The sequence below is a fragment of the Siphonobacter sp. BAB-5405 genome (assembly GCF_002872335.1).
GTDB lineage: Bacteria > Bacteroidota > Bacteroidia > Cytophagales > Spirosomataceae > Siphonobacter.
The window spans coordinates 37,595-50,017 of sequence record NZ_NJAG01000001.1; the positions used below are offsets into that span (position 1 = coordinate 37,595).

The window sequence follows — 12,423 nt, forward strand, 5'->3', positions numbered from 1 at the left end:
AACGCACCTTCTCCTATGCCCCGTTTTTACTTTACTTTTTGGATTATACTCTTTGCCTTTCTGGCAGAAGTATACGGTCAAGATCCGCAATTTTCCCAATTTTATGCCAATCCATTAGCTCAAAATCCTGCTTTTACGGGTAATGCCCGCATGGGTCGCGTCATTGTCAATTATCGGAAGCAGGCGTATGGCCTTAACCGTGATTTTGAAACCATGGCCGCCTCTTACGATACCTATCTGGAAAACACGGACTCGCGTACGGGTCAGCCTTCGTTAGGATTGGGGTTGCAACTCATGCGGGATAAACAGGGGGCGGGTACTTTCATGGGCAGTGCCGAAGGGCTCTATACAACCAGCGGCTATATATCGGCGTCGAAACGGCTGGCTCGTTTTGGGAGGGATGGTAAGTATAAATTTTGGAGTGGTATGCAGGTAGGCGGGGTGAGTCGGCTTATTCGAGGACAGAGTCTTTTATTCGCCGACCAGTTTTCGGGATCGGGCGTTTCGCCGACCTCCATGGATCCGGTTGCTCTGGCTAATGGTATCAGTCGAAATTTCTTTGACGTCAATGCCGGATTACTTTTCGAAGTAGATCCGCAGGAAAACATGGCTCTTTACGATCGCACCGAAACGATGTATTGGGTCGGCGGAGCCATCCATCACCTGAACAAGTCCCTACAAAATGATCCCTGGTTACCCGTCAGCCAGCGAGTAAGTCTACAGGCGGGCCTCACCATTCCGTTTGCCCGGATCCTGAGCCTGGAACGGGGACATACCCCTAGCCCCTACCGCGTACGAACCCATACGCTAGCGGCTAATGTTCGACAACAGGCGGGGCTGGCTCAACTGGATTTCGGGTACAACTGGCGGTACAGCCCCCTCATGCTGGGGGCGTGGGTTCGGGGAATTCCTCTGAACAAAGCCAGTAAAAACTTTCAGCAAAATGCTCTGGTGTTTTTAGTCGGTATCCAACCTACCGATTTTCCGTTTCAGGTCGAACTTAGCTATGATTTTCCGCTGTCTACGTTTCGAGGATACACGGGCGGAGCTTATGAACTTTCGCTCTGGATGGGGCTGGAAAAGCTGGGGCTTTCAACCAAACGTTTTCGGCAATTCAAGTTTCCTGCCCTGTGAAAAGAAGAGCGGCCTGTCATGAACAGGCCGCTTTTCTCTACGTACGACAAGTAGATTTATTCGTAGGTCACGCGACCAATGATACTGCGGCCGAGTGTGATTTCATCAGCGTACTCCAGATCGCCACCAATAGGAATCCCCCGGGCAATCGTGGTAATCTTGATGGGATACTGCCGGAGTCGTTTCGTCAGATAAAACGAGGTAGTATCGCCCTGCATGGTGGGACTTAGAGCCAGAATCACCTCCCGAATTTCGTTTTTCGGATCGGCCACCCGGTCAATCAGCGATTCGACCTGTAAGTCAGCTGGGCCTACGCCCTCCAGTGGGTTGATCAATCCACCCAGTACGTGGTATACCCCGCGAAACTGAGCCGTATTTTCAACAGCGAGCACATCGCGGGTATCTTCGACCACGCAAATCAACTGACTATCGCGGCGGGGATTGGCACAAATCTGGCACAGATCCTCGTCGGCAATGGTATGGCATTGCCGGCAATAGCGGGTTTGGGTACGCAGATTCACCAGAGCCTCAGCCAACTGGGAGGTCTGTTGTTCTTCGCGTTTGAGCAAATGCAGAGCAAGTCGAAGAGCCGTTTTTTTCCCAATTCCGGGAAGTTTACTAATCTCTTCAACAGCGTCTTCTATGAGTTTCGAAGGATAATTCAAGCGAGTGGTATGGCTGGCGGCCTGCCGATACCGGACTGTTTCGTTCCGATCATTGACAAGGCCAAGAACAAAAAACGATTCTAAAGTACTTCAGCACTAATGCCCCGTTCACAAATGGCATTTCGCATGGGAGCCAATTCTTCAAACGCTCCTTTTTTCACGGCACATTTCCCTTTGTAATGAATCAGAATGGTACACTGTTCCGCTTGTTCAGGCGTATGACCGCACACTTCCATGAGTGTATCGATTACCCAATCGAATGTATTAACATCATCATTAAAAACGACCAGGTCATGTTCTTCCTGTTCCTCAGTTGCTTCCAGAACATCTACGTCTTCTTCTTCCCAGGGTTTCGGTAAGGTGTTCATTAACATGGTTATATCCAGTAAATCAGTGGTTTATTCAAGAACAAATGTACCCTTTATAACCCGCATAGCCAACCGAAGGTTCAAGGAAGTTTATATTCTTCCATGAATAAAAAACAGTATTTTGTTCATCCCATTGTAGGTTTGCAGAATGTTTGGCCGGATGGCTTTACGACCCATTGAAAGCTCCGCTCTCTCTCATTAGCACCCTTGTTTTATTCATGAACGCTTACCTGGCTCTATTCATCCTGCTTGGCTACTTTCTGATGCTTGTGGCCGTTTCGTTTTACACCTCCCGTGGAGCAGACACCAACGCTTTTTTTACCGCAAATAAGCAGTCTCCCTGGTACCTGGTGGCCTTTGGCATGATCGGGACTTCGCTTTCGGGAGTAACCTTCATCTCTGTTCCGGGAAATGTCAGTACCTCTCAGTTTACCTATTTTCAGGTTATCCTGGGTTATCTGGTCGGCTATTTTGTGATTGCCACGGTACTCATGCCGCTGTACTACCGGCTGAATCTGATTTCGATCTATTCGTATCTGGATAAACGTTTTGGTTTCTGGTCGTATAAAACCGGGGCGGGCTTTTTCCTGCTTTCGCGAACCGTAGGATCCGCGGGCCGGATGTTCATCGCCGTACAGGTGTTGCAACTGGCAATTTTTGATCGTTTCAGCATTCCTTTTGAGGCGACGGTCCTTTTTGCGATTGTACTCATCTGGGTTTATACTTTCAAGGGCGGCGTTAAAACGATTATCATTACCGATACGCTTCAGACCTTTTTTCTGGTAACGGCGGTATTTCTAACCGTATTTCTGATTGCCCGGCAGCTTAACCTGGATTTTGGTCAGCTCTGGAATACTGTACAGTCTACACCCTATTCAAAGATTTTTGTCTGGGACTGGGCTCCCAAAAACAACTTCTTTAAGGATTTCATTTCCGGTGCCTTCATTGCCATTGTGATGACGGGACTGGATCAGGATTTAATGCAGAAAAACCTGACGTGCAAGAACATCGGCGAAGCCCAGAAAAACATGCTCTGGTTCTGCGTAGTACTGGTGATCGTCAACTTTGCCTTCCTCAACCTGGGAGCTTTGCTGCTGATTTATTCAGAACAGATGGGCATCACGATTCCTGCCAAGTCCGACGATTTGTACCCGATGCTGGCTTTAGGGAATCACTTTGGCTTAATTGCCGCCATCACCTTCCTGTTAGGCATTACAGCAGCGACGTACGCCAGTTCTGATTCGGCTCTTACGGCTCTGACGACTTCATTCTGTATCGACTTTCTGAACATTGAAAAATACCCGGAAAAAGAACGGCAACGCATCAAAACCTGGGTACACCTGATGTTCTCGGCCTTGTTTCTGGTGGTGATTATTCTCTTCAAGCAATTGAATAACCAGTCGATGATCCGTACCATATTCGATCTGGCCGGTTATACCTACGGACCTTTGCTGGGACTCTATACGTTTGGACTCTATACGAAATGGTCAGTAAAAGACCGCTTTGTACCCGTGGTTTGTATCATTTCTCCGGCATTAACCTACGTACTGGTTAGTCATTCGCAGGAATGGTTCAGTTATACCTTTGGCTTCGAAAAACTGTTGCTGAACGGTTTTCTTACGTATGCTGGTTTGGTAGCTCTTAAAAAACCCGCCCTTGCCTATTAAAACGCAGGTACAGATAATTAAAAAATTTGAGATCATTTTTTAATTATAAAAGCAAAAAATATAACTTTGTACAGAAGAACGGCATACCTCTAAACATCTGTACTGTCAAACGCTACTACTTCTTTCCATTGAAAAAGGTGGTAGCGTTTAACAATATAGATCCCGCAAGAATTTTATTTTCAGGAATTTACCGATTCCGTATATTAGCAGAATCTTACAGTTACTCTAATCTAAAAGCGTATCTGCATTCCCCCAAACTTAATACGTATGAGTCTTTTTACTTTGCGACGGTCGTCTCGACTTGCGTTTGTGTGTATCTTTTTACTGGCCTTCCGTAGCATGGCTCAAACCCCTACGGACGGCATCATGATGGGTAAACACCTGATTTGCAACGTGGCCAGCTATTCCAACAGCCAGTGGAGTCAGTACTGGGAAGGAACACTTAAACGCAGCAATGCTAACGTAGGTACCTTTACCAGTCAGAATGTGATGCTGATGAGTGCCTACGGTCTCACCAAAAATCTGAACGTTATTGCAGGTCTGCCCTACATTTGGAATCGTTCAAATGGTGGGCACTTTTCCCGTCAGGAAGGAATTCAGGACCTTTCCGTGTGGCTGAAATACCGGGCATTCCGGGCGGAAACTTCCCTGGGCACCTTCGCCCTGTTTGCAACGGGAGGTATCTCGGCTCCAGCGAACCAATACATTCCGGATATGTTACCGTACTCGATTGGTCTTCGCTCAAAAACGGCCTCGATCAAGGGGATAGCCCATTACAAATTTAAGGGCTTCTACCTGACTGGTCATGCGGGCTACATTCGTCGTAGTAACATTCATATCGACCGGGATTCGTATCAGTACGACGGCGTGATGTACGACACCCATGAAGTGATGGTTCCTGACGTAGTCGATGCTTCGGCTCGCCTGGGGTACATCAATAAATACGTACAGGTGGAAGGCTTCATTGACAACATGACCAGCCAAAGCGGCGACGATATCCGCCGTCAGGACATGCCGTTCCCCACCAATAAAATGGATCAGACCCAGTTGGGAGGCATGGCTAAAGTGCACATGTATCTGAAAAATGGCAGTTTCTTTACCCTGGTTGGACAGTACAGTCAGGTAACCGCCGGCCGCAATGTAGGTCAGGCCCGCATGTATACGGTAGGCATCCAGCATACTTTCAACGTTACCGGACGTTCGTCTGATCTCCCCTAATCCCCAAACACGTATGAATACGCTTCGTCGATTAAGCTTATTATCGCTGATCGTCTTACTCAACAGCTGTGATAAGAGTATTGATCAGCCGTCACTTACGGTATACGAACCAGCTGGGCTGGATGCCCAGGGCGGTCAATGGAAACCTTTTGTATTAAATTCAACCGATGAAGTTAGCGTTCCGGCTCCGCTCACGACGGAATCCAGTACCTACAAAGCTGAATTACAGGAATTGAAAAGCCTCAGTGTTACGGCTGAACAACAAAAAACAATCGATTACTGGTCAGCAGGTGGCGTTTACCGCTGGAATGAACTGGCCCGTACCCTGGCGGCCAATTACAATCTACCTCCGGTTTACGACGAGATCCAAAAGAAGTATCCCGTACCCGATGCGGCCAATCCCACGGCTGAACCGAAGTTTCCCTTCTGTAATCCCCCCTATGCCTCCCGGATGTTTGCCTATCTCGGTGTTGCTCAGTATGACGCTCTGGTGGCTGCCTGGAAATACAAATATCAGTACAATCGACTGGCTCCGGCGAAGGTAGATGCGGGTATTACTTCTACATTACCCGTAACCGACCTGCCTTCGTACCCCTCAGAAGATGCCGTGGTAGCCGCGGCTTCGTTTGAAGTTTTGAAAGTGATGTTCCCCGGCGAAGTGGCCAAACTGACGGCGACTTACGAAGCCCACCGCAACAGTCGGATCTGGGCGAAGGCTAACGTACGCAGTGACCTCGAAGCAGGGGAAGCACTGGGCAAAGCCGTAGCGGCAAAAGTCATTGCCCGGGCCAAAGCCGACGGCATGGGAGCGGCTAATAACCAAGCTGCCGTAGCCGCCATGATTGCCGACGCCAAAGCCCGGGGTTTACGGAAGGAATGGACCAGCCTGGATGCCCCCGCTCGTCCGCCGATGTTACCGACCTTCGGCAACGTAAAAACCTGGAATTTTACAGATGCTCAAAAGGTGACTATGCGTCCGAGCCCACCTCCAGCATTGGGTTCGGCTGGTTTTGAGAAAGATATGCAGGAACTACGCGATATGGGCAAGAAGCTCACCCGCGATCAGCACCGCATTGCTTCCTACTGGTCGGATGGTGTAGGCAGTTACACGCCGCCCGGACACTGGAATCGGGAAGCGGCTAACCTGACCCGCAAGTACAAGGAGAATGAACTCCGGGCCGCCCGGACCATGGCTCTGGTAGGTACTTCGCTGATGGACGCCGGAATTGCCTGCTGGGATACTAAATTTTTCTATTACACGCCCCGGCCGTTCCAGGTGGATCACGCGGTACGCTCGACTATTGGAACGCCCAACTTCCCCAGTTTCACGTCCGGACATTCGACCTTCTCCGGGGCAGCGGCAACGGTACTGGCGTATTTGTTTCCTAACGACGCCGACGCCATGCAAGCCCTGGCTGCTGAAGCTTCGGTATCCCGTATTTACGGTTGCATTCATTACCGTTCTGATTCAGACGTAGGGCTGGTTCACGGTAAATCAGTAGGCGAATACGCCGTCAAACGAGCACAACTCGATGGAGCTGGTCGCTAAATGATACCCAACGCCTGACTTCCCCTAAGTCAGGCGTTTTTACGCTCATCTTTCCATGAAAATCTTCTTTTATGCCGGACTAATCAGTCTGATTATCTTTGAGTTAGCGAGTATTTACTTCATCATGCCTCTGCCAGGTAGCCAGCGGATCCCTAGCCTGGAAGCCGCCTATTTTATTCATCGCTGGCGGGTTTCTTTTTGGGTAGGCTGTGGATTGCTGCTTGCCTTGGGCATCATTCCTGCTTTTTCAGAATACGGAAAAAAGTGGGTACCCATTCTGGCCTCCCTGGTAACGATTGCCTTGGTTACCTGGATTCACTTTAAGATGAATGCCCAAGCACTTTTTAAGGAGCCGCAACAGGTTCAGTTGGCCCCTGGCTCCCAAAATAAAGTAAATCCCAAACGTCTCGTCGTGGGTGTTGTCATGGGCAAAGAAGCTCGGGCCTACCCCATTCAGTTTTTAACCTATCACCATCAGGTACGCGATACCGTAGCGGGCACACCCATTCTGGTTACGTATTGTTCGGTTTGCCGCACGGGCCGCGTGTACGGATCACTCGTCGATGGAGAACCCGAAACGTTCCGTCTGGTCGGTATGGATCATTTTAATGCCCTGTTTGAAGATTCGCGTACGCATAGCTGGTGGCGGCAGGTTAACGGGGAAGCCGTGGTTGGTTCCCTGAAAGGTTCGTATTTACCCGATGTTCCCAGCCGTCAAACGACGCTCGAAGAATGGTTGAAACTGTATCCTAACAGCCTGATATTTCAGGGTGATCCGGCATTTGCCGACGAGTACAGCAAAGATATGGCTTATGAAAACGGTACGCTGGAAAGCGAACTGACGGGTACCGACAAGCATTCCTGGCACGATAAATCGTGGATTGTGGGCATTGATGCGGGCCGAAGTTCCAAAGCCTATGACTGGAACCGCCTGAAACAGCAACGCATCATTAATGACGTCGTTGGCGACATACCCGTCCTGGTGGTACTGGCGAAAGACAATGCCAGTTTCTTTGCCTACCAGCGACCCGATGTTTCTACGATTTATGCCTTACAAAATGATTCCCTGATTACCGTAGGCCATAAGTACGACCTGGCGGGCCGCTCTTCGGATGGGCGGCTACGACCCCTCAATGCCTCCCAGGAATTCTGGCATAGCTGGTCCACGTTCCATCCCAAAACGGAACGGTATTAGACGATTGTTCGCTTACGCTTAAACATACGATCATTCTTGACTACTAGATATATCTTCGCCGCCCTGTTGATTGGACTAGGGCTTCGTGTGCATGCCCAAACGCTGATTCGGGGTACTGTGCTGCAATCAAATGGTCAGCCTCTGACCGGTGCAACCCTTCGCGTAACGGGCAAAACCCTGCAAAGTGATCTCCAGGGACAGTTTCAATTGACACTGGAAGCGGGTCGTTATACGTTTCGACTTTCTCACGTAGGTTTTCAGCCCCTGCAACAAGCGGTTGTAATTCAGAGGGTTAATTCGCAAACACTGGTATTTACCTTGGCGGAATCGGTTGAAAACCTGGATGAAATTTCCATTCGTGAAGGAGCCGACCGCTCGCTCAAACCACTGCCCAGCGTTCAGGGCACGTATCTGCTTTCCGGACGAAAATCCGAAACGATTCAGATGAATCAGATGGATGGCAACGTAGCGGAAAAAACGGTTCGTCAGATTTTTGCCAAAATCCCCGGAGCTTTTGCCTATGACATGGATGGTAGCGGGAATCAGGTCAACGTAGCCACCCGAGGGCTTGATCCACACCGGGGCTGGGAGTACAACATTCGCACCAACGGCGTCCTTACCAATTCGGATCTGTACGGCTACCCGGCAAGCCATTTTTCTGTACCGATGGAGGCCGTCGAACGCATTGAACTCGTACGCGGCAATGCTTCCCTACAATACGGGGCCCAGTTTGGCGGTATGCTTAATTACGTACTGAAAGGACCGGATTCCAGTCGCGGATTCAGTTACGAAACCATTAATACGGCGGGAGCTTTCGGCCTGCAAAGTACCTTTCACCGCGTGAGTGGGAAACTGGGTAAATTCACGTACAATGCGTATTTCCACCGCCGTACCTCCGATGGCTATCGTAAAAATGGCCGCTCGGTAGCAGAAGGCGAATTTGTCAGTCTGGGGTACGCTTTTCGCCCGAATGTAACCCTGAAGGCGGAGCTGGGTCGTTCGTACTACCGCTACCAGATTCCCGGTCCGCTAACGGATGCCCAATTTGCTCAGGACCCGCGGCAGTCTACGCGTTCACGGAATTATTTTAGTCCAGATATTTACCTGCCCTCTCTGCGATTCGACTGGCAGATTTCGCCGCGTACCACCTTCCAGGCCACAGCTTCTGCCGTATTAGGCTGGCGAAATAGTGTCACGTTCGAAGGCTTCGCCAACCAGCTCGATACCATCAACCGAGCTACCGGCCAGTACAAAAACCGGCAGGTAGATCGAGATAAATTTAAGAGCTACACGCTGGAAGCCCGCCTCTTGCATCGGTACCAGATCGGATCCGTCGGTTCTGTACTTACCGGAGGAATTCAGCTCATTAACAATGATTTGCACCGCCGACAACTAGGGAAGGGAACCACGGGTACGGACTACGACCTTACGCTGGTGGGCGATTATGGCCGGGATATTCATTACAAAACTAAAAACGTAGCCTTCTTTGCCGAAAATCTCTTTCAGTTGACGCCCCGGTTGAGCCTTACGCCGGGTGTACGTGTAGAATTGGGAGAAACGCGACTGTCGGGCCGACTGGCCTATGCTGAAGCTTCGGCTTTACCTCCCCGCCTCGATCACCGTTTCCCGCTGTTTAGTCTAAATGGACAGTATAATCTGGGTAAAGATCTGGATGTATATGCGGGCTGGTCACAGGCGTATCGTCCGGCTATTTTTAAGGACATTATTCCGAATTCAATTCTGGAACGAGCCAATCCCAATACCAAAGACGCCCATGGCTTCAATTCCGAACTCGGCATTCGGGGTACCCGGCTCCGGGGTCGACTGACCTTTGACGTTACGCTGTTTGAATTATTGTACCGCAACCGCCTCGGTAGTCAGGTCATTACCGAAGGTTCACAGAGTTTTGTTTACAAGACCAACATTGGTGACAGCCGTACGCGGGGCGTGGAAGCTTACGCCGAATTCGCCTTCGTAGAACGTGCCCGCAGTCGCTTTTCCGTCTTTACATCAACTTCGTACATGGATGGTCAGTACATCGCAGGACAGGTTTCTGATGGTATCAATCGCTCCATTCAGGGTAATGCGATTGAATCCGTCCCTAAATGGATCAGTCGGAATGGGCTACAGGCCAGTTACTATGGACTCTCAACGACCCTGCAATTCAGCTACGTAGATAAAAGCTTTTCCGATCCGCTCAACACCGTTACCCCAACGGCCAACGGAGCCCGGGGTGTAGTGCCAGCGTATGGATTATGGGACTGGCACGCCAGCTATCGCCTCGGTCGCGGCTTTACTCTGCGTGGGGGCGTCAGCAACCTTACCAATCGTAGCTATTTTACCAAACGTCCAACCATGTATCCAGGTCCTGGCGTCTGGCCGTCAGATGGCCGGAGCTGGCAGCTTAGCATAGGATTAAAAATTTAGGGAAGGTTCTTTTGCCAGCGTATTTTTAGCAGCAATCCTTTTTCTTTTGTGCCACAGATTCGCCAGAAAAGCAGATCTGTGGCTTTTTTCATGCCATTTTAAAAGCAGTACAGCCATGATTGAAAAAGAAATCGGTCAGCAACGCGTTCATTTTTTACACGTTACTCCGGAATTAGATGGAGGTCGTTATGCCGTCAAATCCATCGCAGGGGATACGCTGTGGGTAGAGGTAGACTTACTGGTTGACGGCTTTGATCTCCCAACGGGTGAATTACTGTATCGCCACGAAAGTGAAGCGGACTGGACCCGCGTCCCTCTTTCTTCGTTGGGAAATGACCGGTACGGAGCCGAATTATTGGCATTTAAGCAAGGTGCCTATACCTATACTTTCGAAGCCTGGGTAAACCATCCGCTAACCTGGCAACGAACAATCACGCAAAAAGCCCGCGATTTTCAGCCCGTCGCTACAGACTTGCAGGTGGGTGCCGGGTATTTGCAGGCCATGGCTGCTACCGCTCCGGAAGCCGAACGAGCATCGCTTGAACAAACGGCTCACTGGCTCCAGCAACCCGAAGCCTATCACGAAGCCATTACGTTCGCTTTAAGTGAACAAATGATCGGCTGGATTCACCAATATCCCCTACGAAAAAATATCAGTCGTTACGAAAAGGAACTGCCTTTGTACGTAGATCGAGAGAAAGCGGCTTTTTCGGCCTGGTATTCTTTGTTTCCGCGTTCGACGTCCACGGATCCGCAAAAGGCGGGCACCTTTCGTACTACGATGAATCGCTTGCCTCGACTGGCTGATTTAGGGTTCGACGTCCTACATCTCCCACCCGTGCATCCCATCGGACATCACCATCGCAAGGGCAAGAACAACGCACCCGTAGCACAGTCCAGCGATCCCGGCGTTCCATACGCCATTGGAAACGACTCAGGCGGTCACCTGAGCGTGGCTCCGGAACTAGGTAATCTACAGGACTTTAAAGCATTGATTGCGGAAGCTCAGCGACTGGGTCTGGAAGTGGCGATGGACTTAGTAGTACAGTGTTCGCCCGATCATCCCTGGGTACAGGAGCATCCCCAATGGTTTGTCCAGCTTCCCGATGGGCGTTTTCAATACGCCGAAAATCCTCCGCATAAGTACCAGGATAGCTATGCCCTGAATTTTGAAACCGACGACTGGCCTGCCCTTTGGGAAGCATTCCGGACGATCGTCTGTACCTGGGCTGAATGGGGTATTCGGATCATACGCGTGGATCAGCCCCACGGAAAGCCCTTTGCCTTCTGGCAGTGGCTCATACGGGAAACCAAGCAGCTCTACCCGGATTTACTTTTTCTGGCTGAGGCCTTTACTGCTCCTAAACCGCTTCAGTACCTTTCTCAATTGGGCTTTAGTCAGAGCTACACGTACTTCATCTGGCGAAATAGCAAGGCTGAACTGACGGATTACCTGCACGAGCTCACGCAAAGTGATCAGCAATACTATCTGCGGCCCAATTTCTGGCCCAATACGCATGATGTGAATCCGTTCATCCTGCAAACGGGTCTGGAGCCATTGTACCTGACACGGTATTTCCTGGCGGCTACGCTGTCATCAAATTATGGACTTTTTGGCCCCAGTTTTGAGTATATGAACCACGAAGCGTATCCGGGCAGAGAGGAGTACCTTAATTCTGAAAAATATGAAATTAAGCACTGGGACTGGTCGCGTGAGAATAAACTGACCCTTTTCATACGGATGCTCAATCGCATCCGCCGGGAAAACTCAGCGTTACAACGCACCAACAACCTAACGTTTGTTCACCTGCCGAACGAGGCCCTACTCGGGTATCTGAAAACGCACGCTAACGGGAATCGAATTTTATGCATTGTAAATCTTGATCCACATCAACGGCAGAGTTCGGGTATTCAGATTGCCCCACACCTTTTTGGAAAACAGGATCACCAGCCCTTCATTGTCCATGATCTGCTAACTGATAATCGCTGGCAATGGCAGGGGGAATGGAATTACGTAGAACTTGACCCCGGCATTCTACCCATGCATTTGTTTCGAATCGAAGATTATTAAGCAAGCAGTTCGAAAGAACGCCAAGTATCCTGGTTTGTCAAACCTTCAACCCAAAGCTTTGTCAGGGTAATTAACTTTAGAAAGCATATCCAAAATTAATGCTAAGAATCAGTAAACCGTGCGGGGCCT

The 12,423-nt window shown here is 49.9% G+C and carries 9 protein-coding genes; 7 read left to right on the forward strand and 2 right to left on the reverse strand.

Annotated features, from left to right (window positions below; translation table 11 throughout):
• The first annotated feature begins 15 nt into the window (after positions 1 to 15).
• Positions 16 to 1,134, forward strand: a complete 1,119-nt coding sequence (locus BWI97_RS00150) for a PorP/SprF family type IX secretion system membrane protein (protein WP_102199593.1) — start codon at positions 16 to 18, stop codon at positions 1,132 to 1,134.
• A 56-nt stretch (positions 1,135 to 1,190) separates the two neighbouring features.
• Here the strand turns inward: BWI97_RS00150 and recR are convergent, their stop codons facing one another.
• Complete coding sequence (recR, locus tag BWI97_RS00155; protein WP_102199594.1) at positions 1,191 to 1,799, reverse strand: recombination mediator RecR; 609 nt, start codon at positions 1,797 to 1,799, stop codon at positions 1,191 to 1,193.
• A gap of 80 nt (positions 1,800 to 1,879) precedes the next feature.
• Positions 1,880 to 2,167 carry an ATP-dependent Clp protease adaptor ClpS gene (locus tag BWI97_RS00160; RefSeq protein ID WP_094809804.1) on the reverse strand — a complete coding sequence of 96 codons (288 nt, stop codon included), beginning with the start codon at positions 2,165 to 2,167 and terminating at the stop codon, positions 1,880 to 1,882.
• Between the two features lie 218 nt (positions 2,168 to 2,385).
• Between BWI97_RS00160 and BWI97_RS00165 the strand changes: the two genes are divergently transcribed.
• The 6 genes from BWI97_RS00165 to BWI97_RS00190 all read left to right on the forward strand — a co-directional run bounded on the left by BWI97_RS00165 (position 2,386) and on the right by BWI97_RS00190 (position 12,294).
• Positions 2,386 to 3,834 (forward strand): sodium:solute symporter, encoded by a 1,449-nt coding sequence (locus BWI97_RS00165; RefSeq protein WP_102199595.1) that lies wholly within the window; start codon positions 2,386 to 2,388, stop codon positions 3,832 to 3,834.
• Between the two features lie 267 nt (positions 3,835 to 4,101).
• On the forward strand, positions 4,102 to 5,052 hold the full coding sequence (locus tag BWI97_RS00170; protein ID WP_146010830.1) for a hypothetical protein: 951 nt from the start codon (positions 4,102 to 4,104) through the stop codon (positions 5,050 to 5,052).
• A gap of 13 nt (positions 5,053 to 5,065) precedes the next feature.
• Positions 5,066 to 6,601 carry a phosphatase PAP2 family protein gene (locus BWI97_RS00175; RefSeq protein ID WP_102199597.1) on the forward strand — a complete coding sequence of 512 codons (1,536 nt, stop codon included), beginning with the start codon at positions 5,066 to 5,068 and terminating at the stop codon, positions 6,599 to 6,601.
• Positions 6,602 to 6,656: 55 nt separating this feature from the next.
• Complete coding sequence (locus tag BWI97_RS00180) at positions 6,657 to 7,796, forward strand: DUF3179 domain-containing (seleno)protein (RefSeq protein ID WP_102199598.1); 1,140 nt, start codon at positions 6,657 to 6,659, stop codon at positions 7,794 to 7,796.
• Positions 7,797 to 7,832: 36 nt separating this feature from the next.
• Positions 7,833 to 10,223, forward strand: coding sequence for a TonB-dependent receptor (locus BWI97_RS00185; protein ID WP_199181965.1), 2,391 nt, complete (start codon positions 7,833 to 7,835; stop codon positions 10,221 to 10,223).
• 115 nt (positions 10,224 to 10,338) lie between these two features.
• Positions 10,339 to 12,294, forward strand: a complete 1,956-nt coding sequence (locus BWI97_RS00190) for a maltotransferase domain-containing protein (RefSeq protein WP_102199599.1) — start codon at positions 10,339 to 10,341, stop codon at positions 12,292 to 12,294.
• Positions 12,295 to 12,423 lie beyond the last annotated feature (129 nt).